At 63.1% G+C, this 22,432-nt stretch carries 19 protein-coding genes; 16 read left to right on the top strand and 3 right to left on the bottom strand.

Going from position 1 to position 22,432, the window contains the following annotated elements; genetic code table 11:
- Positions 1 to 181 precede the first annotated feature (181 nt).
- From AB4Z15_RS02660 to AB4Z15_RS02645, 4 genes are all read left to right on the top strand, one after another.
- On the top strand, positions 182 to 1,351 hold the full coding sequence (locus AB4Z15_RS02660; RefSeq protein WP_442006089.1) for a Gfo/Idh/MocA family protein: 1,170 nt from the start codon (positions 182 to 184) through the stop codon (positions 1,349 to 1,351).
- Positions 1,351 to 2,565, top strand: a complete 1,215-nt coding sequence (locus AB4Z15_RS02655; protein ID WP_442015945.1) for a dihydrodipicolinate synthase family protein — start codon at positions 1,351 to 1,353, stop codon at positions 2,563 to 2,565. Before AB4Z15_RS02660 ends, AB4Z15_RS02655 begins: the two co-directional genes overlap by 1 nt.
- Positions 2,562 to 3,401, top strand: coding sequence for a sugar phosphate isomerase/epimerase family protein (locus AB4Z15_RS02650; protein WP_442015944.1), 840 nt, complete (start codon positions 2,562 to 2,564; stop codon positions 3,399 to 3,401). The genes AB4Z15_RS02655 and AB4Z15_RS02650 overlap by 4 nt, the downstream gene beginning before the upstream one ends.
- 248 nt (positions 3,402 to 3,649) lie before the next feature.
- Complete coding sequence (locus AB4Z15_RS02645) at positions 3,650 to 3,829, top strand: hypothetical protein (RefSeq protein WP_442015943.1); 180 nt, start codon at positions 3,650 to 3,652, stop codon at positions 3,827 to 3,829.
- 237 nt (positions 3,830 to 4,066) lie between these two features.
- On the opposite strand, the gene AB4Z15_RS02640 is transcribed toward AB4Z15_RS02645, so the two are convergent.
- A complete protein-coding gene (locus AB4Z15_RS02640; protein ID WP_442015942.1) occupies positions 4,067 to 5,182 on the bottom strand; it encodes a YihY/virulence factor BrkB family protein in 1,116 nt (371 codons plus the stop codon).
- A gap of 133 nt (positions 5,183 to 5,315) precedes the next feature.
- Positions 5,316 to 6,578, bottom strand: a complete 1,263-nt coding sequence (locus AB4Z15_RS02635; RefSeq protein WP_442016185.1) for an ROK family transcriptional regulator — start codon at positions 6,576 to 6,578, stop codon at positions 5,316 to 5,318.
- 82 nt (positions 6,579 to 6,660) lie between these two features.
- On the opposite strand from AB4Z15_RS02635, the gene xylA reads away from it, so the two are divergent.
- The 7 genes from xylA to AB4Z15_RS02600 all read left to right on the top strand — a co-directional run bounded on the left by xylA (position 6,661) and on the right by AB4Z15_RS02600 (position 15,525).
- Positions 6,661 to 7,848: a xylose isomerase gene (gene xylA / locus AB4Z15_RS02630; protein WP_442015941.1), complete on the top strand. Its 1,188-nt coding sequence runs from the start codon at positions 6,661 to 6,663 to the stop codon at positions 7,846 to 7,848.
- Positions 7,849 to 7,978: 130 nt separating this feature from the next.
- A complete protein-coding gene (gene xylB / locus AB4Z15_RS02625) occupies positions 7,979 to 9,409 on the top strand; it encodes a xylulokinase (RefSeq protein ID WP_442015940.1) in 1,431 nt (476 codons plus the stop codon).
- Between the two features lie 68 nt (positions 9,410 to 9,477).
- Positions 9,478 to 10,461, top strand: a complete 984-nt coding sequence (locus AB4Z15_RS02620; RefSeq protein ID WP_442006129.1) for a LacI family DNA-binding transcriptional regulator — start codon at positions 9,478 to 9,480, stop codon at positions 10,459 to 10,461.
- A 208-nt stretch (positions 10,462 to 10,669) separates the two neighbouring features.
- Positions 10,670 to 12,373, top strand: a complete 1,704-nt coding sequence (gene araB / locus AB4Z15_RS02615; RefSeq protein ID WP_442015939.1) for a ribulokinase — start codon at positions 10,670 to 10,672, stop codon at positions 12,371 to 12,373.
- Positions 12,370 to 13,077 (top strand): L-ribulose-5-phosphate 4-epimerase, encoded by a 708-nt coding sequence (locus AB4Z15_RS02610; RefSeq protein WP_224089380.1) that lies wholly within the window; start codon positions 12,370 to 12,372, stop codon positions 13,075 to 13,077. The genes araB and AB4Z15_RS02610 overlap by 4 nt, the downstream gene beginning before the upstream one ends.
- 34 nt (positions 13,078 to 13,111) lie before the next feature.
- Positions 13,112 to 14,632 (top strand): L-arabinose isomerase, encoded by a 1,521-nt coding sequence (araA, locus tag AB4Z15_RS02605; RefSeq protein ID WP_442016184.1) that lies wholly within the window; start codon positions 13,112 to 13,114, stop codon positions 14,630 to 14,632.
- On the top strand, positions 14,629 to 15,525 hold the full coding sequence (locus AB4Z15_RS02600) for an aldose 1-epimerase family protein (RefSeq protein ID WP_442015938.1): 897 nt from the start codon (positions 14,629 to 14,631) through the stop codon (positions 15,523 to 15,525). Before araA ends, AB4Z15_RS02600 begins: the two co-directional genes overlap by 4 nt.
- Before the next feature lie 60 nt (positions 15,526 to 15,585).
- On the opposite strand, the gene AB4Z15_RS02595 is transcribed toward AB4Z15_RS02600, so the two are convergent.
- On the bottom strand, positions 15,586 to 16,602 hold the full coding sequence (locus AB4Z15_RS02595; RefSeq protein WP_442015937.1) for a LacI family DNA-binding transcriptional regulator: 1,017 nt from the start codon (positions 16,600 to 16,602) through the stop codon (positions 15,586 to 15,588).
- 125 nt (positions 16,603 to 16,727) lie between these two features.
- Here AB4Z15_RS02595 and AB4Z15_RS02590 point away from each other — a divergent pair, with 125 nt between their 5' ends.
- From AB4Z15_RS02590 to panD, 5 genes are all read left to right on the top strand, one after another.
- The gene (locus tag AB4Z15_RS02590; RefSeq protein ID WP_442015936.1) at positions 16,728 to 17,093 is read left to right on the top strand and encodes an L-rhamnose mutarotase; all 366 of its coding nucleotides are present in this window, start codon (positions 16,728 to 16,730) and stop codon (positions 17,091 to 17,093) included.
- The gene (rhaI, locus tag AB4Z15_RS02585; protein ID WP_442015935.1) at positions 17,090 to 18,271 is read left to right on the top strand and encodes an L-rhamnose isomerase; all 1,182 of its coding nucleotides are present in this window, start codon (positions 17,090 to 17,092) and stop codon (positions 18,269 to 18,271) included. Before AB4Z15_RS02590 ends, rhaI begins: the two co-directional genes overlap by 4 nt.
- 3 nt (positions 18,272 to 18,274) lie before the next feature.
- Positions 18,275 to 20,323 carry a bifunctional aldolase/short-chain dehydrogenase gene (locus AB4Z15_RS02580; RefSeq protein ID WP_442015934.1) on the top strand — a complete coding sequence of 683 codons (2,049 nt, stop codon included), beginning with the start codon at positions 18,275 to 18,277 and terminating at the stop codon, positions 20,321 to 20,323.
- 8 nt (positions 20,324 to 20,331) lie between these two features.
- Positions 20,332 to 21,795, top strand: coding sequence for a rhamnulokinase (locus AB4Z15_RS02575; RefSeq protein ID WP_442015933.1), 1,464 nt, complete (start codon positions 20,332 to 20,334; stop codon positions 21,793 to 21,795).
- Positions 21,796 to 21,996: 201 nt separating this feature from the next.
- Positions 21,997 to 22,428: an aspartate 1-decarboxylase gene (gene panD / locus AB4Z15_RS02570; RefSeq protein ID WP_431116915.1), complete on the top strand. Its 432-nt coding sequence runs from the start codon at positions 21,997 to 21,999 to the stop codon at positions 22,426 to 22,428.
- The last annotated feature ends 4 nt before the right edge of the window (positions 22,429 to 22,432 follow it).

The raw sequence follows: 22,432 nt of genomic DNA, 5'->3' as shown, positions 1-22,432 counted from the left end.
TGCAAGCCTTCGAGACTGGCGCTAAGGGAATTATGGCAGTCTTCACCCATTTTTGGGAAAGCGCTTGCCAACCCATCCCAGCATGGTGCATGATCGAAGCAACGGGAATGCGCTTTCCCACCCTTCGAATTGCAAACACCGGAAACGCACAGCGGCCGGCACACAAGGACCTGGAGAAAACATGGGCTACGAAACAAAGACGATCCGCATCGCCATGAACGGCATCACCGGCCGTATGGGTTACCGCCAGCACTTGCTGCGGTCCATCCTCCCCATCCGCGACGCCGGTGGCTTCACGCTCGAAGACGGCACCAAGGTACAGGTCGAACCGATCCTCGTTGGCCGCAACGAAGCCAAAATCCGCGAACTCGCCGAACTCCACAAGGTCTCCGAATGGTCCACCGACCTGGACGCCGTCATCGCCGATCCCACCGTGGACATCGTGTTTGACGCCTCAATGACCAGCCTTCGCGCCGCCACCTTGAAGAAGGCCATGCGCGCCGGCAAGCACATCTTCACCGAAAAGCCCACGGCTGAAACTCTCGAAGAAGCAATCGAGCTCGCACAGATCGGCAAGGAATCCGGCGTCACTGCTGGCGTCGTGCATGACAAGCTGTACCTCCCGGGTCTGGTCAAGCTCCGCCGCCTGGTGGACGAAGGCTTCTTCGGCCGCATCCTCTCCATTCGTGGCGAATTCGGCTACTGGGTCTTCGAAGGCGACGTCCAAGCTGCACAGCGCCCGTCATGGAACTACCGCAAGGAAGATGGCGGCGGAATGACCACGGACATGTTCTGCCACTGGAACTACGTGCTCGAAGGCATTATCGGCAAGGTCAAGAGCGTCAACGCCAAGACAGCGACGCACATCCCCGCACGCTGGGACGAAGCCGGCAAGGAATACAAGGCCACCGCTGACGACGCTTCCTACGGCATCTTCGAACTTGAAACCCCGGGCGGCGACGACGTCATCGGCCAGATCAACTCCTCCTGGGCCGTCCGCGTCTACCGCGACGAACTGGTTGAGTTCCAGATCGACGGCACGCACGGTTCCGCCGTCGCCGGCTTGAACAAGTGCGTTGCACAGCAGCGCGCCCACACCCCCAAGCCTGTCTGGAACCCGGACCTGCCTGTCACTGAATCCTTCCGCAGCCAGTGGCAGGAAGTACCGGCCAATGCTGAGCTCGACAACGGCTTCAAGCTGCAGTGGGAAGAATTCCTGCGCGACGTCGTCGCTGGCCGCGAGCACCGCTTCGGCCTGCTCTCCGCAGCCCGCGGCGTGCAGCTTGCCGAGCTTGGCCTGCAGTCCTCGGCAGAGCGCCGCACCATCGACATCCCGGAGATCACCCTCTAATGACGTCACTCATTCTTCCTACCGACGACGGCGGCACCCGCGAGTACCGCCTCCAGCCCGCCACTGCCTGGGTCAGGCCGAGCGCTCCCCTGACGGCCCGCCGCGCGTACGCCGCAGCCCACGTCATCCCGGAGGTCGCGGCTGACAACACCCCCGGCGCCCCGGCCCAGCTCGATTGGGATGCCACGCTGGCGTACCGGCACGAGCTCTGGTCCTACGGACTGGGCGTTGCTGACGCCATGGACACCGCGCAGCGCGGCATGGGTCTTGACTGGGCAGCCACCCAGCAGCTCATCAAGCGCACGGGTGCCGAGGCCGCTTCCGTAGTTTCCGCAGGGAGCGCCGCGACAGCAGGCAAGTCCGTCCGCGATCTCGTCTCCTGCGGCGCAGGCACCGACCAGCTGGACATCGCTGCGCTCCCCGAGGGCGCTGCCGGCATTCAGGCAGTTATCGATGCCTACCGCGAGCAGATCGCCGTGGTCAGCGAGGCCGGCCCCAAGGTCATCCTCATGGCCTCCCGTGCCTTGGCAAAGGTGGCCACCGGCGCCGACGACTACCTTCACGTCTACTCGACGCTCCTGCAGGAAGTTGACCAGCCCGTCATTCTGCACTGGCTGGGCACGATGTTCGATCCCGCGCTGGCCGGCTACTGGGGCTCGGACGACGTCTCTGTGGCCACCGAAACGTTCCTGAGCCTCATCCGCGAGCACGCGGACAAGGTCGACGGCGTGAAAGTCTCGCTTCTGGACGCTTCCCATGAAGTCGCCCTCCGTGCCAACCTTCCGGAAGGCGTGCGCCTCTACACAGGCGACGACTTCAATTACCCGGAGCTGATCGACGGCGACGACACCCACCACTCAGACGCCCTGCTGGGCATCTTTGCCGCCATTTACCCTGCCGCTTCGGTTGCCTTGCAGAAGTACGACGCCGGCCAAGGTGCAGAAGGGCGCGCGATCCTTGACTCCACCCGTGAGCTCGGAAAGCACATCTTCAGCGCACCGACGTTCTACTACAAGACCGGCATCGCGTTCATGTCCTGGCTCAACGGCAAACAGCCCGGATTCCAGATGGTTGGAGGCCTGCACTCGGGACGATCCGTCCTGCACCTTGCCAAGACCTTCGAACTTGCCGATCAGGCCGGCTTGCTGAAGGACCCGTCATTGGCGGCATTCCGGATGTCCGACTACCTGCGGATCAACGGAGTGGGCGCATGAGCGACGTTTCCAGACTCTCGCTGAACAGCGCCACGAGCAAAAAGTGGACTCTTGCCGAAGCTGTGGACGGTTGTGCGCGCGCGGGCATCCCCGCGATCGGGCCGTGGCGTGACCGGGTGGCCGAGGCCGGACTGGACAAGGCGGCCAAGCTCATCAAGGACGCCGGCCTCCGTGTTTCGTCCCTGTGCCGGGGCGGCTTCCTCACAGCGCCTGATGCCGAAGGCCAAGCTGCGGCCCTGGCCGACAACTTCAATGCCGTCCGCGAAGCAGTAGCGCTGGATACGCAGGAGCTGTTCCTTGTGGTCGGCGGGCTCGCTCCTGGCGAGAAGGACGTCGTCGCGGCACGCCAGCGCGTGGCTGACAGGCTCGAGGAACTCGTCCCGTTCGCTTCCGAGAACGGTGTGCGGCTGGTGCTGGAACCGCTGCACCCGATGTACGCCGCAGACCGCGCCCTCATCTCCACCCTTGGCCAGGCCCTGGACCTTGCAGCGCCCTACGACGCGAAGGCAGTGGGCGTCGCCGTCGATACTTTCCACGTCTGGTGGGATCCGGAATTGAAGGCGCAGATCGAGCGTGCCGGACGCCATAACCGCATTGCCTCCTACCAGGTATGCGATTTCAACCTGCCGATCGCTTCGGACGCGCTGCTGTCCCGCGGAATGATGGGCGACGGCGTCATTGACTTCGCGACCATCGGCACCTGGGTGCGCGACGCCGGATATACGGGCGATATCGAGGTTGAGATCTTCAATCAGGAAATCTGGGATGCCGATGGCGATACCGTCCTGGAAACCATGAAGCAGCGCTACGCGGAACTCGTTCTGCCGTACGCCTAAAACGTGGTCCTCCTGCGGATGCCCTAAGCTCCGCGGGAGGACCGCCCCCAAGCAAGCGAGCCCCTGCCCGGTCACGGCAGGGGCTCGCTTTTTTCGCACCCTGTTTGTTTCAGCAGCGAGACCCGGAATGCCCATGTTAGATAAGTGGTACATAGCTGAAACATTGCGTCGATGAGAGGAAACAATGGCCACCTACGCTGGTTTCACCTGGACAAAGAAGTCCAAGAAACCACTGAAAGGACACCACCATGATGCTCTTGAAGACACTCAATTTTTTCCTGGACGCCAGCAGTAGCCACAGCGGGTCCTCGGGCGATTCCCCTGAAGAAACGACGCCTGCTGCCACCTTCGCTTTTGAGCGCCTGTCCTCCAGCGCCTGGGAGGGCTGGTGGGATGACGCCGATCAGGGCTTTCCTGCAGGGGCGTAATCCGAGCGGGATCCTGAGTCCGGCTACACGTTGGCGGGCACGTGGACCTGGGCGCGTGGAACACCGATCAAGGTGAGAGTGCCGCCGTCGTTGGATTCTAACTCCAGCCGGATGTTCCGGGTTCCCTCCTCTGGCTGGACGGAACTGACACGGAAAACCTCACCGTGGATTTCGACACGGTCGCCGTCTCGGACGCTCTTGAGTTTCCGGTTGGTGCCGGGCCCGTTGACGCAAGGTTCACTTCTTGTCTTCGGCATCGGCTGTGCGTTCCTGTGATTCGTTGGTGCGTGTTTCGTCATCGTAGTTTTCCCGAAGTTCCTGCCCGCGGCGGATAATCTCCTCTTCCTGTTTCTGCTGCTTGTCGCTGCGCTTGGTGCCCCGGGGCGGAAGTTGGATTGTCTCTTCTGCTTCAATCCCTCCCTGCAATTGGCGCCCGCGTTCCATTTCGGCGTCGAATTCTGCACCAAAAAGCAGCGACATATTAAGGATCCAGAGCCATAGCAGCATGATGATGACGCCTGCCAGCGTTCCATACGTCTTGTTGTAATTGCTGAAGTTCCCAACGTAAAAGGCAAAGCCCAACGATGCCAGGGCAAATATCACCAGGGCGATGAGGGACCCCGGGCTGATCCAACGGAACTTGGGCTGCTTGACGTTTGGGGTGAAGTAGTAGAGCACGGCGATGACAATGACCACCAGCAGGATCAGGACCGGCCATTTGGCAATGTTCCACACGGTCAGGATCGTGTCGGACATTCCGATTGCCTTACCGATAGCCTCGGCCACTGGCCCGCTGAGGACGAGCATCGCGGCGGCCAGTGCCGCGCCCACAAGGGCGACAATGGTAACGGCAAGCATCGTGCCGCGCAGTTTGACGAAGCCACGGCCTTCATCCACTTCGTACACGCGGTTCATCGCCCTGCTGAAGGCCGTGGTGTAACCGGAGGCCGACCACAACGCCACCAAGATGCCGAGGGCCAGAGCAAAGCCCGCCGCGTAGGACCGCGTCAGTTCCTCGATGGGCTGCCGCATGGCGTCAACACCGGGCCCGGGGGCGAATTGCTGCACGATGTCCAGTAATGCCGTGGTGGTTTTCCCGGCGTCGCCAAAGATCCCGATGAGGGAAACCAACGCCAAGAGCGCCGGGAAAAGGGAAAGCACTGCATAGTAGGTAAGGCCGGCAGCGGCATCAGGACATTGATCCTTATTGAACTCCCGCAACGTCCTCTTGGCGATATACGTCCACGTGGGTTTGACGAGGTCGTTGAGACTGTCCGGCTTACGGTCGTCGTCAGGGGCGGGAGCGTTGCCCGCCTTCGCTGTGCTGGTGTGTGCTGAATTCTGAGTAGTCATGGGACACCTGTTCGTGGGTTGAGCATGCGCGAACAAACTGACCACTTAATAGTAAGCATACTGATGATTCGCATGGAAGAACCCAGCGCAGAGATCCTGCGAATCCCGGAAAACCTCCCAGGGGAAAGATGCCCTACGCGGGCTTGCCCAGAAGGAATTCGAAAGGCGATTCAATGACAGCGCGGATCACTTGACCCGCCGCACCCAGCAGCGTCCCCGAGTGCTCCAAACGGGAAACGGTGAGGCTCTCCGGCTCCAGCAGCCCCGGCGCGTACCTTTCCAAACTCGACAGCACTGCCGGTTTCAGCCAATCGGCGAGGACGGCAAAGTGGCCCCCGAGTACCACGGCTTCGATGTCCATCAGACGCGCAGAAGAGGCGAGCGCGATGCCCAGGTACCGCCCGGCGTCGCGCACTGCACGCTTGGCATGCGGCTCGTCCGCGGCCAAGGCCGCGAGCAGAAGTTCGGTTCGCTCGCCAAGTGACCCCTCCGGGATGCGGGCAGCCTCAAAAACAGCTTCCTGTCCAGCGAATGTTTCCAGGCAGCCAGCCCCTCCACAGGAACATGACGGCCCTTCTGGATGCACCACGATATGGCCCAATTCGCCGGCTGAGCCGCCAGGTCCCGTGTAGAGCTCCGAACCGATGATGACCCCGCCACCAACGCCAACTTCGCCCGAAACGTAGAGGAAGTCCGCCGGGCCATCGCCGTACCAAAGCTCGCCAAGGGCAGCACTGTTTGCCTCGTTGGACAGCCTGACACCGAGCGGCGCGTCTTCCAGCAACGCCTGCGGATCCAGCTGCTCGTGCTCCCAATGAAGGTTTGGAGCGGACAGGACGATGTTGCGCTGCTCATCAACTAGGCCGGGGACTGCAAGTCCGCCACCCAGGATCGTGATGCCTTCAGCAGCGGCTGCCGCTTTGGCCTGATCGGCGAGTTCACCCAGATGCTCCATGACCGCGCCCGGCTTGAGCCCCCGGTTGCGGGACTCCACTGTGGAACTGAAGCGCAGGTTCCCGCCGAGGTCCACCAGGCCAACGGCCAGATAGTCGACGTTGATTTCCATCCCGACAACACCTCGGCGGGAGCTGAGCTCGAGGCCCTGACCTGGCCGGCCCCGCTCTCCATCGCGATACAGGCCTACCTCGGAGACGAGGCCTGACTCCACCAGATCAGCCACCAAGCTCGACACTGCGGCCTTGGTCAGCCCAGTTCCAGCAGCCACCTGGGCGCGGCTGGGCTTGGCATCGCCGTTGCGGGCGATCGAATCCAGGACAAGCGAAAGATTACGACGGCGGACGTCGCCTACGCGCCCGGGGGCAGCTTGCTCATTCACTCTCGCAGCCTCCTCACGGGGTTGAAAGATTTTTGCCGGTTTCCATTGACCATGATCCATCATCCCCCATATAGTTCAGATTGAAAACTAATTGGAGTGCTTTTCATCCATGGCCTCCTCGCCGCCTTGCAAAGGAGCAACAATGACCCCGCAGCCAACTCCCCAGGACCGTTTCACGTTTGGCCTTTGGACCGTGGGATGGACAGGCGCCGATCCCTTCGGCGTTGCAACCCGGGCAGCCCTGGACCCGATTGAAGCCGTCCACAAGCTCAGTGAACTCGGCGCTTACGGCATCACTTTCCACGACAATGACCTTGTCCCCTTTGACGCCAGCGCATCCGAGCGTGACCTCATCCTGAAGAACTTCAAGGGCGCATTGGCCGAAACGGGCCTCAAGGTTCCGATGGTTACCACCAACCTGTTCAGCCACCCCGTCTTCAAGGACGGCGGATTTACCTCCAACGACCGCTCCGTCCGACGCTTTGCCTTGAGCAAGATCCTGCGCAACATCGACCTCGCCGCTGAACTCGGCGCCGAGACGTTCGTGATGTGGGGCGGCCGCGAAGGCAGCGAGTACGACGGCTCCAAGGATCTCTCCGCGGCTTTGGACCGGATGAAGGAAGGCGTGGACACCGCCGCCGGATACATCAAAGAGAAGGGCTACGGCCTTCGGATTGCCTTGGAACCCAAGCCAAACGAGCCCCGCGGCGATATCTTCCTGCCGACGGTTGGTCACGGCCTTGCGTTCATCGCGCAGCTGGAACACGGCGACATTGTGGGCCTCAACCCCGAGACCGGCCACGAGCAAATGGCGGGCCTGAACTTCACCCACGGCATTGCCCAAGCCCTCTGGGCCGGCAAGCTTTTCCACATCGACCTCAACGGCCAGCGTGGGATCAAGTACGACCAAGACCTCGTCTTCGGCCATGGCGACCTCACCAGCGCCTTCTTCACCGTGGACCTCCTGGAGAATGGCTTCCCCAACGGCGGACCCAAGTATGACGGCCCGCGTCACTTCGACTACAAGCCCTCCCGCACCGACGGCTACGACGGCGTGTGGGAATCGGCAAAGTCGAACATGTCCATGTACTTGCTCTTGAAGGAACGCGCCCTCGCTTTCCGCGCCGATCCGGAGGTTCAGGAAGCGCTGACCACCTCCGGCGTGTTCGAGCTCGGCGAGCCCACCTTGAACGCTGGCGAAACCACTGCGGACCTCCTGGCTGACGCCAGCGCCTTCGAAACGTTCGACGCCGACAAGACCGCCGAGCGCTCGTTCGCCTTCGTCCGCCTCAACCAGCTGGCCATTGAGCACCTTCTGGGCGCGCGCTAAAGGCATCAGCCTCCAGGAAAAATCAGCCATTCGCATTACCGTCGCCGGGGTCACCAGGATTGCTTCATTTCGGGGCTGCCAGCCCCGGCGACGGTCCGTAACGGAACAAGTCCCCAAAGGAACAAAACGCATGCCTCTCGTCGCCGGGATCGACAGCTCCACCCAGTCCTGCAAGGTAGTCATCAGGGACTTAGACACTGGCGCCCTGGTGCGGCAGGGCCGCGCTTCGCATCCCGAGGGCACCGAGGTCCATCCAGATCACTGGTGGACTGCCCTTCAGGAAGCCATCAGCCAGGCGGGCGGCTTGGACGACGTCGATGCTGTCTCGGTGGGTGGCCAGCAGCATGGAATGGTGTGCCTGGACGAATCAGGAAACGTGGTCCGCCCAGCACTGCTGTGGAATGACACCCGGTCCGCACTGGACGCGGAAGAGCTGATCCTGGAAGCCGGCGAAGGTGATCCCGCGGCGGGAGCCGCATATTGGGCCGCCAGCACGGGGACTGTACCGGTGGCATCGCTGACGGCCACCAAACTACGGTGGCTGGCTCGAAACGAACCCGAGAATGCCCGACCCACTGCGGCCGTTTGCCTCCCGCACGACTGGCTGTCCTGGCGTTTGGCCGGTCATGGGCCGGGCCCCGGGCCGTCATCTCTGAAGTTGCTCCGGACTGATCGTTCCGACGCTTCCGGTACCGGCTACTTCTCCTCCGAGACGGGGGAATACTTGCCGGAAGTCTTGAAAAGCACGCTCGGCCATGTCCCGGTGCTGCCAGCCGTCGTCGGGCCTTTAGATGCTGCCGGAAAGATGCCGAACGGTGCCTTGATCGGGCCAGGCGCAGGCGATAACGCCGCAGCGGGGCTGGGAGTCAGCGCCGCCATCGGGGATGTTGTTATCTCGATCGGAACGTCCGGAACTGTCTTCGCTGTCTCGGACGTGCCGGCACGGGATGCGAGTGGGCTGGTGGCAGGTTTTGCCGACGCCACCGGGAACTATCTGCCGCTTGCCTGTACGCTCAACGCCACTCGCATTTTCGATGCCACTGCCGCACTGCTCGGCGTGGATTTGCCGGAACTCGGCAAGCTGGCCCTGTCTGCCGAGGAAGGGGCCGGCGGCTTGACCCTGGTGCCGTATTTTGAAGGCGAACGGACGCCCAATCTTCCGGACGCCACAGGCTCCCTCCATGGGCTCACAGTTTCCAACTACACGCCAGCCAACCTAGCCAGGGCCGCCGTCGAGGGTGTGTTGTGCTCCCTGGCCGATGGCCTTGCTGCTCTGCAAGCGCAAGGCGTGGCGGCCCGACGCATCATCCTTGTGGGCGGCGGCGCCCAGTCCGAAGCCGTGCAGCAGGTTGCCGCTGATGTGTTCGGATTGCCGGTGTTCGTACCCGCTCCGGGCGAATACGTTGCAGACGGTGCTGCTCGGCAAGCAGCCGGCGTCCTCACGGGAAGGCTGCCTGATTGGCCACTTGAAGGAATCGAGGTTGCTGAGTCGAAGACCTCCGGGACGCCCGAGTTCCTGACGAGGTACCGCCACTACGCCGCCAAGGCAGCTGTGGGCTGATCACCGCGCAGGTGCTCTATCGTGACAGGGTGAGCACTGAACAATCCGCACCAAGCAGGCCGCCTGTGATGGAAGACGTCGCCCGCGTTGCCGGCGTTTCCCATCAAACTGTGTCGCGTGTTCTGAACAACCATCCCAATGTGAGCCCAAAGACGCGCGAGCGCGTTGAACAGGCCATCACTGAACTTGGGTACCGCCGCAACACCGCTGCACGCAGCCTGGTAACCCGACGCTCCCAGACCATCGGCGTCCTGGGAAGCGAGTTGGCTCAGTACGGCCCGTCCCACACCCTCCTCGGAGTGCAGCAGGCGGCCAGGGAAGCGGGCTATTTTGTCAGTGTCGCGGGCTTGCGGGACGTCACGCCAGAGACCATCAAGGACGCCATGGCGCATTTCATGGACCAAGGCGTGGACGGCATAGTTGTCACAGTGCCGCATCCCGGGACCTTTGAAGTCCTCAAGGACATCACCGCTCAAGTGCCCCTTGTGGCAGTGGGCTCTCTCGGCGACGAGCACCTCAGCGGCGCCACTGTGGACCAGCGCGAGGGAGCCCGTCTGGCGGTCCAGCACCTCCTTGAGCTGGGGCACAAGCACATTGGGCATCTTTCCGGACCCGCTGATTGGATTGACGCAGTTGCCCGCACCGAAGGTTGGCGGGACGCCCTGCGTGAGGCCGGCCTGGAACCAGCGGCCCTGATCGAAGGCGACTGGAGTGCTGAGTGCGGTTATCGCGAGGGCCTGAAAATAGCCGCAGAACGTTCCATGACGGCGTTGTTTGTGGCCAACGACCAAATGGCCCTCGGGGTGCTCCGGGCGTTCCATGAAGCCGGTGTCCAGGTCCCCTCCGATATCAGTGTTGTGGGCTTCGACGACCAACCCGAGGCTGCCTACTTCATCCCGCCGCTGACCACCGTGGCCCAGGACTTTGAGGAACTCGGCCAGCGCTGCATCGGCTTGCTGCTTGATCGCCTGGAGACCGGCAGCACGGGTACGCCAGTGACGGTGAAGCCCCGGCTGGTCGTCCGGTCCACGACGGCGCGGCTCGCTAACTAAACCCAAGTAGGTCGCAGCAGAGCGCGTTCTGGACGTTCAAAACGCGCTGATCTGCTACCTACTTGGGTCGGAGTGTCTGAAACAGTCCCACATGACGCGCATCCTCTTGACATCAAAGTTGTGAGCGCTAACAATTGCATCAGACCTTCTTCGTTTCTTCCACCCCGACCCCCGGCAATGAGGCCTTGGCCAGCCGGATGGAGACCTCATGAATACCACTGAAAACCTCCCGCTCGACGAGCAGTTCGTCATCGGCGTGGACTACGGCACTTTGTCTGGTCGCGCCGTCGTCGTGCGCGTCTCGGACGGTGCCGAACTCGGCAGCGGCGTGTTCGAATACCCGCACGCCGTCGTGTCCGACCGACTGCCCGCTACGGGCCAGCGGCTGCCCGCCGACTGGGCGCTCCAAGTACCCAACGACTACCGCGACGTCCTGCGCAACGCGGTACCGGCCGCCGTCGCCGATGCCGGAATCAACCCGGAACATGTGGTGGGCATCGCTACAGACTTCACCGCCTGCACCATGGTTCCGACGACGGCGGACGGCACTCCGCTGAACGAGCTGGAACGCTTCGCGGACCGTCCTCACGCTTACGTCAAGCTGTGGCGTCACCACGCCGCGCAGCCGCAGGCCGACCGCATTAACTCTCTCGCCGAGGAACGCGGGGAGGCCTGGCTTCCCCGGTATGGTGGCCTGATCTCCTCGGAATGGGAGTTCGCCAAGGGACTGCAGTTGCTCGAGGAAGATCCCGAAGTTTACGGCGCCATGGACCATTGGGTTGAGGCGGCCGACTGGATCGTCTGGCAGCTGTGCGGCAGCTACGTTCGGAATGCCTGCACCGCTGGCTACAAGGGCATCTACCAGGACGGCAAGTACCCGTCGGAGGATTTCCTCGCCGCGCTGAACCCGGAGTTCAAGGGCTTCGTTTCGGAAAAACTGGAGCACACCATTGGCCGCCTGGGCGACGCCGCAGGCTACCTGACGGAAGAAGCTGCGGCCTGGACCGGCTTGCCGGCGGGAATTGCTGTAGCCGTGGGCAACGTCGACGCCCACGTCAGTGCCCCTGCAGCCAACGCTGTTGAGCCGGGGCAACTCGTGGCCATCATGGGCACGTCCACGTGCCACGTCATGAACGGTGACGTCCTGCGCGAAGTCCCGGGCATGTGCGGCGTCGTGGATGGCGGCATCGTCGACGGATTGTGGGGCTATGAAGCCGGACAGTCCGGCGTTGGCGATATCTTCGGCTGGTTCACCAAGAACGGCGTCCCCCCTCACTATCACCAAGCCGCGGCCGCCAAAGGCCTGGGCATCCACGAGTACCTCACAGAACTCGCAGAGAAGCAGGCAATCGGCGAGCACGGCCTCATTGCCCTGGACTGGCACTCAGGCAACCGCTCAGTGCTGGTGGACCACGAACTCTCCGGCGTCGTAGTGGGCCAGACCCTTGCGACCAAGCCCGAGGACACCTACCGCGCGCTGCTGGAGGCCACGGCCTTCGGCACCCGCACCATCGTGGATGCATTCCGTGATTCCGGGGTACCGGTCAAGGAATTCATCGTGGCCGGCGGACTGTTGAAGAACAAGTTCCTGATGCAGGTCTACGCAGACATCACTGGCCTGCAGCTCTCCACGATCGGCTCGGAGCAGGGGCCCGCCCTCGGCTCTGCAATCCACGCCGCTGTAGCTGCCGGGAAGTACAAGGACATCCGCGAAGCGGCCGCATCCATGGCAGCTGCCCCGGGTGCCGTCTACACGCCGATCCCTGAAAATGTCAGGGCCTACGAGGCACTTTTCCAGGAATACCGCACCCTGCACGACTACTTCGGCCGCGGGACCAACAGCGTCATGCATCGCCTGAAGGCAATTCAGCGCGCCGCCCACACCGCCATCACAGAAGGGGTCAACGCATGAGCACGCTCTTGGAAACCATCGCAAAAGTCCGGCGCGAAGTCTGCGACCTGCACGCTGAGCTGACCCGCTACAAGCTGGTTGTCTGGACTGCGGGCAACGTCTCCGGACGGATCCCTGGCTACGATCTCATGGTCATCAAGCCCTCCGGTGTCTCCTATGACGAGCTGACGCCCGAGCAAATGGTGGTCACAGACCTCTACGGGACTCCCGTCAGGGGCATCAACATCGGAAGCGGCGGAACCGTTGACTGGGGCAACCCGGACCTCTCGCCGTCCTCTGACACTGCAGCGCATGCCTACGTCTACCGGCACATGCCCGAGGTTGGCGGTGTGGTGCACACGCACTCCACCTATGCCACGGCATGGGCTGCCCGCGGTGAAGAGATCCCCTGCGTGCTGACCATGATGGGCGACGAATTCGGCGGCCCGATCCCGGTAGGCCCGTTCGCGCTGATCGGAGACGATTCGATCGGACAGGGAATCGTGGAGACCCTCAAGAACTCCCACTCCCCCGCCGTGCTCATGCAGAACCACGGACCTTTCACCATCGGCAAGGACGCCAGGTCCGCGGTGAAAGCAGCCGTGATGTGCGAGGAAGTGGCAAAGACGGTGCATGTCTCCCGCCAACTCGGCGAACCCCTGCCCATTGACCAGGCCAAGATCGACTCGCTCTACAACCGCTACCAAAACGTCTACGGCCGCTAAAGCGGACGTCTCAACACTTTCAGGAGCCATGAAAATGCCCAGCGCCAACACCACGTCCCTTGATCAGTACGAGGTCTGGTTCCTCACCGGAAGCCAGCACCTCTACGGCGAAGATGTCCTCAAGCAGGTCGCCTCGCAATCGCAGGAGATTGCCAACGCGCTCAACGATTCCTCGGACGTGCCGGTCAAACTCGTGTGGAAGCCGGTCCTAACGGATTCCGACGCCATCCGCCGCACCGCGTTGGAAGCAAATTCGAACGACTCCGTGATCGGCGTGACCGCCTGGATGCACACGTTCAGCCCGGCCAAGATGTGGATCCAGGGCCTGGACGCCCTGCGCAAGCCGCTCCTGCACCTGCACACCCAGGCCAACCGTGACCTGCCGTGGGCCGATATCGACTTCGACTTCATGAACCTGAACCAGGCAGCCCACGGGGACCGCGAATTCGGGTATATCCAGTCGCGCCTCGGCGTGTCACGGAAGACCGTCGTCGGGCATGTCAGCAATCCTGAGATTGCCCGCCAGGTGGGCGCATGGCAGCGCGCCTCGGCAGGTTGGGCCGCTGTGCGGACACTGAAGCTGACCCGTTTCGGTGACAACATGCGCAACGTTGCCGTCACCGAAGGCGACAAGACTGAAGCCGAGCTGCGCTTCGGCGTCTCGGTCAACACGTGGTCCGTCAACGAGCTCGCCGATGCCGTGCACGGCGCTGCGGAGTCCGACGTCGATGCCTTGGTTGCCGAGTATGAGCGCCTCTACGAGGTGGTTCCCGAACTGCAAAAAGATGGCGCGCGCCACGAGTCGCTGCGCTACAGCGCGAAGATCGAACTCGGTCTCCGCAGCTTCCTGGAGGCGAACGGCTCAGCCGCGTTTACGACGTCGTTCGAGGACCTCGGCGAACTCCGCCAGCTCCCCGGCATGGCAGTCCAGCGGCTCATGGCTGACGGCTACGGCTTTGGCGCCGAGGGCGACTGGAAGACCGCCATCCTGGTCCGCGCCGCCAAGGTGATGGGCGCGGGGCTGCCCGGCGGCGCCTCGCTCATGGAGGACTACACGTACCACCTTGAGCCCGGCTCGGAGAAGATCCTGGGCGCGCACATGCTGGAGGTCTGCCCCTCCCTGACCGCCAAGAAGCCGCGTGTGGAGATCCACCCGCTGGGCATTGGCGGCAAGGAAGACCCCGTACGCATGGTGTTCGATACGGACGCCGGCCCCGGCATCGTGGTCGCATTGTCCGATATGCGCGATCGGTTCCGCTTGGTAGCGAACGTAGTGGACGTCGTCGATCTCGACCAGCCTCTGCCCAACCTCCCGGTGGCCCGCGCACTGTGGGAGCCCAAGCCCAACTTCGCTACGTCGGCCGCAGCCTGGCTCACTGCCGGCGCCGCCCACCACACGGTGCTCTCCACGCAGGTTGGCCTGGAGGTGTTCGAGGACTTCGCCGAAATCGCCAAGACTGAACTCCTGACCATCGACGAGGACACCACCATCAAACAGTTCAAGAAGGAACTGAACTGGAACGCCGCCTACTACAAGCTGGCCGGCGGCCTGTGAGCACCGAATTCACCCTGCAGTCCGGCGGCTACCGGGCTGTCATCACAGCCCGGGCCGCGGCGCTGCGTGTCTTGCAGTTCCAGGGCCGCGACCTCGTTGTCCCGTTCCCGGAGGGTGGCCCGATTCCGGACTACCGCGGAATTATCGCGGCGCCATGGCCCAACCGGATTGCCGACGGTGCCTACCGCTTCGATGGAACGGTGCACCACTTGCCCGTCAACGAACCGGACCGGGGCACATCCTTGCACGGTCTCGCCTTCCCGCTGGATTGGGAACTGAAAGAGTCCGACGCCGGTTCACTCACGCTGACGTGCACGGTTGGGCCCACGCCGGGATATCCGTTCGCGGTTGAGCTCTCGGCTCGGTACGTGGTAGACGAGGCCGGGCTGCACACGCGAGTAACTGCCTTGAACTTAGCCGACGCTCCAGCACCGTACGGAGTGTGCCCACACCCGTATCTGGTGGCCGGTTCTTCGCCGCTGGATCAGTGGGTCCTCGCTTTTGCTGCGGATAGCTTCCTTGAGGTCACGCCTGACAGGCTGCTGCCCGTTGGTGTTGTGGGAGTTGAGGGCCACGCTTTCGATTTCCGGACACCGAGGGCCATCGGCACCACTGAGATCGATCACGCGTTCACAGGAATAGCGTTCGACGGCGGGCTGGCGCGGCTTTCGCTGCGCGACCCGGCGGGCACCGGCGTCGGGATGTCCTGGGACGAAAGCTGCCCATGGCTGCAGATCCATACGGCAGACAAGCCGGAACCACTTCCGAACCGGCTGGGCTTGGCCGTAGAGCCAATGACCTGCCCGCCAGACGCGTTCAACAGTGGCACGGACCTGATCCGGCTGGAACCCGGCGCTGAGCACACCGCTGCGTGGAGCATCTACGCCCTGTAGCTACCCAACCGGGTCGCAGTAGTGCGCGTTTTGACCGCTCATAACGCGCACTACTGCGACCTACTTGGGTACGCCGGCCGTGCTTTGACGCACCACGAGCTCCGGTGTGAACACCACGGCCCGGTGTTTGGTTCCGCCGCTGTCCTGCTCCTCCGCCAGTAACTCGATCGCCGTGCGGCCCAAGGCCTCCGTTGGCTGGCGGATGGAGGACAAGGGCACGACGGCGGAGACGGCGAAGTCGATGTCGTCGTAGCCAATCAGGGCGATGTCCTCGGGGATTTTCACAGTTCGGAGCATGGTCAGCGACTGCATGACGCCGAGCGCCAGGAGGTCGTTGGAACAGAAAACGGCTTCCGGCCTTTCGACTGGCGACCGCTCCACCAGGTCGTTGCCCACTTGGCGGCCGGCCAGGACTGTCTGTCCAGCGGAGTCCAAGACCTCGATTGTTGCCCCTGCTACTTCGGCGACGGCCCGCTGCGCGCCGGTAAGCCGGTTGGCAACCTGACGGATTGAAGGGGTACCTACAAAGGCCAGACGACGGCGGCCCATGTCCAGCAGGTGCCGGGCGGCAAGATATCCGCCTTCTTCGTCATCCACGGAGACTGAGCTGCAACGGTCGGTGTCGGCGAGTTGGTCCACCAGGACGGTTGGCACGCCACGCTCGCGCAGCGTATCGATCCGATCACCAACGTCCCCTACGGGCGAGATCAGCAGGCCCTGGACCCGCTGTTCCTGGAACAGGTCCATGTAATGCGCTTCCCGGGAAGCGTCCTGGCCGCTGTCCCCTACCAACACGACGCTGCCCAACGCTGTGGCTGCATCTTCTGCGGCCCGGGCAACCGAGGAGAAGAACGGGTTGCCCACATCCAGCACGATCAGCCCGATGGTCCGGCTCTGCCCTGCCCTGAGTTGGCGGGCGGCGTCGTTGCGGACGAAACCGAGTTCGGCGATGGATTTGAGGACGCGCTCCTTGGTCCTTTGCGATACGCGGTCCGGATAATTCAGCACGTTGGAAACAGTTCCCACGGCTACTTGGGCGTGGGTGGCAACGTCTTTGATGCTCGCTGTTTGGGACATGCTTTCCAATCTCCGCTGGTTGTCATCGATTTGCAGGAAACGCCTTGACACCCTCCATCTCACGAGGGTAATTTGAATCGTAACAAATGAAACGATTCAAAGACGAGTGACCTGGAGAACCGCGCATGAGGGTCTGTTTCCGCTCTTCCATCCAGCCGGAGCTGATGGACGAATACAAACGGCGGCACGCAGCCGTCTGGCCGGAAATGCTGCGCGCCCTCAAGGATGCGGGATGGAACAACTACTCGTTGTTCCTGGCTCCCGATGGCCAATTGATCGGCTATCTGGAATGTGACGACTACGAAACCGCACAAGCCCGGATGGCCGTAACTGACGTCAATGCCCGCTGGCAGGCCGAGATGGCAACCCTGTTCTCGAACAGCGAGCTGCCTCCGGACCAGGGATTCGAAATCGTCGAAGAAGTTTTCAATCTTGAGGATCAACTGGCCAAGGCCAGCACCGTCGCAACCCAGCAAAAGGAACAAGCATGAACACCACAGAATCGGCCGCCACCGAATCGGCCTTGGGCCGCTTGGGAGAACTGGCCATCGAAGTTCCATCCTGGGCCTACGGAAATTCGGGGACCCGGTTCAAGGTCTTCGGCACTCCGGGTACGCCGCGCACCGTCCAGGAAAAGATCGCCGACGCCGCCAAGGTCCACGAGCTGACGGGCCTGGCGCCTACAGTCGCGCTGCACATTCCGTGGGACAAGGTTGATGACTACTCTGCGCTGCGCGAATACGCTGCAGGCTTGGGCGTTGGACTGGGCACCATCAACTCCAACACATTCCAGGAGGACGAGTACAAATTCGGTTCCCTGACCTCCTCCACCGAGTCTGTCCGCCGCCGGGCGATCGACCACCACCTTGAGTGCATCCAGATCATGCATGCCACCGGATCAAAGGACCTGAAGATCTGGTTGGCCGATGGCACCAACTACCCCGGCCAGGACGATATGCGCGGCCGTCAGGACCGCCTCGCGGAATCCCTCCAGGAGATCTACGCTGCCCTCGGCGACGAGCACCGGCTGGTCCTGGAGTACAAGTTCTTCGAGCCGGCTTTCTATCACACCGACGTTCCGGACTGGGGCACGTCCTACGCCCAGACTTTGGCTCTCGGCGAGAAGGCGTTCGTCTGCCTGGACACGGGCCACCACGCGCCAGGTACCAACATCGAGTTCATCGTCATGCAGCTTCTGCGGCTGGGCAAGCTCGGCTCGTTCGACTTCAACTCCCGCTTCTACGCAGACGACGATCTCATTGTGGGCGCAGCCGATCCGTTCCAGCTGTTCCGCATCATGTACGAGGTGATCCGCGGTGGCGGCTTCGGGAAAGATTCAGGCGTTGCCCTGATGCTGGACCAATGCCACAACCTGGAAGAGAAGATCCCAGGCCAGATCCGCTCGGTCCTGAACGTCCAGGAAATGACGGCCCGCGCACTGCTCGTGGATACCGCAGCATTGTCCGAGGCCCAGCGTGCCGGGGATGTTCTGGCCGCCAACGGCATCTTCAACGATGCCTTCTACACCGACGTCCGCCCGGTCCTTGCCGAGTGGCGTGAATCCCGCGGCCTGCCCGCCGATCCGATCGCTGCCTACAAGGCCAGCGGCTACCAGAAGAAAATCAACGAGGACCGCGCTGGCGGCCAGCAAGCCGGATGGGGCGCATAAAGCATGAACGTGCAAGAGACCAACAAGACCGTTGAAGACCTGATTTCCCGCTCCAACCGCCTCGGCGCGGACAAGCGGAACACCAACTTCGCCGGCGGCAACACCTCCGCCAAGGGCACCGAGAAGGACCCAGTCACGGGCCAGGACGTCGAGCTCCTTTGGGTCAAGGGCTCCGGTGGCGACCTCGGCACGCTGAAGGCGGAGAACCTCGCTGTACTCCGGCTGGACCGGCTGCAGGCACTGAAGTCCGTTTACCCCGGCGTCGAGCGTGAAGACGAAATGGTGGCCGCCTTTGATTACTGCCTCCACGGCAAGGGCGGCGCTGCGCCGTCGATCGATACTGCCATGCACGGCCTGGTGGACGCTGCGCATGTTGACCACCTGCACCCAGACTCGGGCATCGCGATTGCGACGGCGGTGGACGGCGAAGCGCTGACGTCCAAGGTATTCGGCGACAAAGTGGTGTGGGTTCCGTGGCGCCGCCCCGGTTTCCAGCTCGGTTTGGACATCGCCGCGATCAAGGAAGCCAACCCCCAGGCCATCGGCACCATCCTGGGTGGCCACGGCATCACTGCGTGGGGCGCCACGAGTGAAGAGGCTGAGGCCAACTCGCTGTGGATCATCGACCAGGCAGAAAAGTTCATCGCGGAGAACGGCAAGGCCGAGCCCTTCGGCGCCAAGCTCCCCGGCTACGGCGCCCTCCGCGAAGCTGAGCGCAAAGCCAAGGCAGCCGCCCTCGCCCCGGCGATCCGCGGCCTGGCCTCCACGGACAAGCCGCAACTGGGCCACTTCAGTGATGACGCCGTCGTGCTTGAATTCCTTGCCTCGGAAGAGCACCCGAGGCTCGGCGCGCTGGGCACCTCCTGCCCGGACCATTTCCTGCGCACCAAGGTCAAGCCGCTGGTCTTGGACCTGCCCGCCGATGCTTCCATCGAGGATTCCGTCAACCGCCTGAAGGACCTGCATGCGGACTACCGCGAGGACTACCAGGCGTACTACGACCGGCATGCAGACGCCGATAGCCCGGCATTGCGGGGCGCGGACCCGGCCATCGTGCTGGTCCCCGGCGTCGGCATGTTCTCCTTCGGCAAGGACAAGCAAACCGCCCGCGTGGCTGGCGAGTTCTACATCAACGCCATCAACGTGATGCGCGGTGCTGAGGCGATCTCCGCCTACGCGCCGATCGAGGAATCCGAGAAATTCCGCATCGAGTACTGGGCCCTGGAAGAAGCCAAGCTCGCCCGCATGCCCAAGCCCAAGTCCCACGCCACCCGCATCGCGCTGGTGACCGGTGCGGCGTCGGGCATCGGCAAGGCGATCGCCACCCGCTTGGCGTCCGACGGCGCGTGCGTAGTGATTGCCGACCTGAACCTTGAGAACGCCCAGGCCGTCGCCGCGGAACTGGGCGGACCCGACGTCGCCATCGGCGTCCAGGCCGACGTGACCGACGAAGCCCAGATCGCATCAGCGATCCAGGAAGCCGTGCTCGCATTCGGTGGCCTGGACCTGGTGGTCAACAACGCCGGCCTGTCCATCTCCAAGCCGCTGCTGGAAACCACCGAAAAGGACTGGGACCTGCAGCACAACGTCATGGCCAAGGGCTCCTTCCTGGTGTCCAAGGCCGCGGCCAAGGTCATGATCGATCAGGGCATGGGCGGAGACATCATCTACATCTCCTCCAAAAACTCGGTGTTCGCCGGCCCCAACAACATCGCCTACTCCGCCACCAAGGCCGATCAAGCCCATCAGGTCCGTCTACTCGCCGCTGAACTGGGCGAGTACGGCGTGCGCGTCAACGGCATCAACCCCGACGGCGTGGTCCGTGGCTCGGGCATCTTCGCCGGCGGCTGGGGCGCCAAGCGCGCAGCTGTGTACGGCGTGGACGAGCAGGAACTGGGCAAGTACTACGCCCAGCGCACGCTGCTCAAGCGGGAGGTGCTGCCGGAACACGTCGCCAACGCAGCCTCCGTGCTAACCAGCAACGAACTGTCCCACACCACCGGGCTGCACATCCCCGTTGACGCGGGCGTGGCTGCCGCATTCCTGCGATAAGGCCCGTCATGAGCAACGGTTCACCTGCGAGGCCAGTCTTCGCAGCAGTCGATATTGGCGCCTCCTCCGGCCGCGTCATGCTCGGTCGCGTGTCTCCCACGGCAGGGGTTTCGCTTGAGACCATCCACCGCTTCCATAACGGAGTGGTGGAGCTCGACGGCGGCCTCCGCTGGGACTTCGACGCCCTGTTCGCGGAGGTACTCAAGGGCTTGACGGCCGCCGCTGCCGTTGCGCGTGGGAATGGCGAGCGCATCGTGAGCATCGGCATCGACACCTGGGCAGTGGACTACGGCCTGGTGGACGACGCCGGGAATCTCACCGCGCAGCCATACAGCTACCGGGACGAGCGCAGCCGCGCGACTGTGGAACGTGTGCATGCCGCGATCTCCCCGGAGAAGTTGTATGCCACAACGGGTTTGCAATACCTGCAGTTCAACACGCTGTACCAGCTGGCGTGCGAGCCCACCCTGGAAGGGCGCCAGGCTCTCCTCATCCCGGACCTGATCGCTTTCCTCCTCACGGGAGAGCGCCGGACGGAGGCTACAAACGCCTCCACTACAGGGCTCTTTGATGCTGCTGCGGGAGAGTGGGCCACACAGTTCCTGGATGCACTCGGCCTGCCGAAAGATATCTTCCCTCCCCTCATTCAGCCGGGCGAAACCGTGGGCACCCTCCTGCCGGGCATCCTCGAAAAGACGGGATTGCCCGCGGACACCAGGGTGGTTGCGGTTGGATCGCACGACACGGCTTCGGCCGTGGCGGCCGTGCCCGCCGAGCAAAAGGACTTCGCCTACATTTCCTCGGGAACGTGGTCCTTGGTGGGCGTGGAGTTGGATAGCCCAGTGCTGAGCGAGGCAAGCCGTAAGGCCAACTTCACCAACGAACGCGGCGTAGACGGCACTATCCGGTACCTGCGGAATGTCGGCGGGCTCTGGCTGCTCAGCGAGTGCCAGCGTGCTTGGGCGGCACAGGGGTTCAGCCAATCGTTGACGTCACTGCTGGACGCAGCCTCGGCTCTCCCCACCGGCGGCCCACGAATCAACGCCGATGACCCGGCCTTTACGGCCCCGGACAATATGCCGGACCGCATCCGCGCAGCCGTGCGGAATACAGGCGCCGTGCTCGCGGACCGGCCTGCCGCCGTCGTGCGTTGCATCATGGACAGCCTCGCGGCCGGGTATGCCCGCACGCTGGCGGACGCTGAACGGCTCGCGGGCCGGAGCGTGGATGTGGTTCACATTGTGGGCGGTGGTTCGCAGAACCGGCTCCTGTGCCAACTGACCGCGGACGCGACGTGCAAACCGGTTATCGCAGGACCCGTTGAGGCGACTGCACTGGGCAACGTCCTGGTTCAGGCGCGCGCTGCGGGTGTGGTGGAAGGTGGGCTTCCTGAACTGCGCGCCCTGGTAGCCGCTGGGACGGACCTCGAACGCTACGAGCCGGCCCAGACGGTCAGTGCCGTACCTTCCTGACCTGTTTTGAACTGATGGCAGGCCCCGAAACAACCGAAATAGGATGTTTCGGGGCTGCTTCCTTGTCCAGCTCATGTGAATGTCTATGAATGTTGTGAATCTTGTGAATCTCTACCAGTCTGCAAGCACGCCGCCGACGCCCGCCGAACGTCTGGTACGTCACAGCGCCGAATGAGGGTGCCGCGCTAAACTGATCGCATTATGATCCGCACAATGTTCAAGTCCAAGATCCACCGCGCAACGGTGACCCATGCCGATCTTCACTACGTCGGTTCGGTCACTGTCGACCTTGACCTGCTGGACGCGGCTGACATCCTTCCGGGCGAACTCGTCTCTATCGTTGACGTGACCAATGGCGCCCGGCTGGAGACCTACACGATCGCCGGCGAGCGCGGTTCCGGCGTCATCGGGATCAACGGTGCTGCCGCCCATCAGGTTCATGTAGGGGATGTCGTCATCCTCATCACCTATGCCGAGATGACCACCGAGGAGGCGCGCGCTTACGAACCCAGGGTCGTCCATGTCAGCAAGGACAATAAGATCCTGCAGCTTGGAAACGACCCCGCGGAGGGCCACACACCCGGGCTGATGCGTCCGCCCCACGCGCTGAGCAACGCGGCGCACATGAGCTAACCCG

It is taken from the genome of Paenarthrobacter sp. 2TAF44 (genome assembly GCF_052114885.1).
Lineage (GTDB): Bacteria > Actinomycetota > Actinomycetes > Actinomycetales > Micrococcaceae > Arthrobacter.
Note: the sequence above shows the minus strand (reverse complement) of the source record. Positions and strands in the feature narration are given on the sequence as shown.

Bases quoted from the DNA above. Each gene is read 5' to 3' on its own strand.
- xylB (WP_442015940.1), top strand. From the start codon at position 7,979: ATGCCTCTCGTCGCCGGGATCGACAGCTCCACCCAGTCCTGCAAGGTA.
- araB (WP_442015939.1), top strand. From the start codon at position 10,670: ATGAATACCACTGAAAACCTCCCGCTCGACGAGCAGTTCGTCATCGGC.
- AB4Z15_RS02610 (WP_224089380.1), top strand. From the start codon at position 12,370: ATGAGCACGCTCTTGGAAACCATCGCAAAAGTCCGGCGCGAAGTCTGC.
- AB4Z15_RS02655 (WP_442015945.1), top strand. From the start codon at position 1,351: ATGACGTCACTCATTCTTCCTACCGACGACGGCGGCACCCGCGAGTAC.
- araA (WP_442016184.1), top strand. From the start codon at position 13,112: ATGCCCAGCGCCAACACCACGTCCCTTGATCAGTACGAGGTCTGGTTC.
- AB4Z15_RS02645 (WP_442015943.1), top strand. From the start codon at position 3,650: ATGATGCTCTTGAAGACACTCAATTTTTTCCTGGACGCCAGCAGTAGC.
- AB4Z15_RS02620 (WP_442006129.1), top strand. From the start codon at position 9,478: ATGGAAGACGTCGCCCGCGTTGCCGGCGTTTCCCATCAAACTGTGTCG.
- AB4Z15_RS02575 (WP_442015933.1), top strand. From the start codon at position 20,332: ATGAGCAACGGTTCACCTGCGAGGCCAGTCTTCGCAGCAGTCGATATT.
- AB4Z15_RS02640 (WP_442015942.1), bottom strand. From the start codon at position 5,182: ATGACTACTCAGAATTCAGCACACACCAGCACAGCGAAGGCGGGCAAC.
- AB4Z15_RS02660 (WP_442006089.1), top strand. From the start codon at position 182: ATGGGCTACGAAACAAAGACGATCCGCATCGCCATGAACGGCATCACC.
- panD (WP_431116915.1), top strand. From the start codon at position 21,997: ATGATCCGCACAATGTTCAAGTCCAAGATCCACCGCGCAACGGTGACC.
- AB4Z15_RS02635 (WP_442016185.1), bottom strand. From the start codon at position 6,578: ATGGATCATGGTCAATGGAAACCGGCAAAAATCTTTCAACCCCGTGAG.
- AB4Z15_RS02590 (WP_442015936.1), top strand. From the start codon at position 16,728: ATGAGGGTCTGTTTCCGCTCTTCCATCCAGCCGGAGCTGATGGACGAA.
- rhaI (WP_442015935.1), top strand. From the start codon at position 17,090: ATGAACACCACAGAATCGGCCGCCACCGAATCGGCCTTGGGCCGCTTG.
- AB4Z15_RS02650 (WP_442015944.1), top strand. From the start codon at position 2,562: ATGAGCGACGTTTCCAGACTCTCGCTGAACAGCGCCACGAGCAAAAAG.
- AB4Z15_RS02580 (WP_442015934.1), top strand. From the start codon at position 18,275: ATGAACGTGCAAGAGACCAACAAGACCGTTGAAGACCTGATTTCCCGC.
- AB4Z15_RS02595 (WP_442015937.1), bottom strand. From the start codon at position 16,602: ATGTCCCAAACAGCGAGCATCAAAGACGTTGCCACCCACGCCCAAGTA.
- xylA (WP_442015941.1), top strand. From the start codon at position 6,661: ATGACCCCGCAGCCAACTCCCCAGGACCGTTTCACGTTTGGCCTTTGG.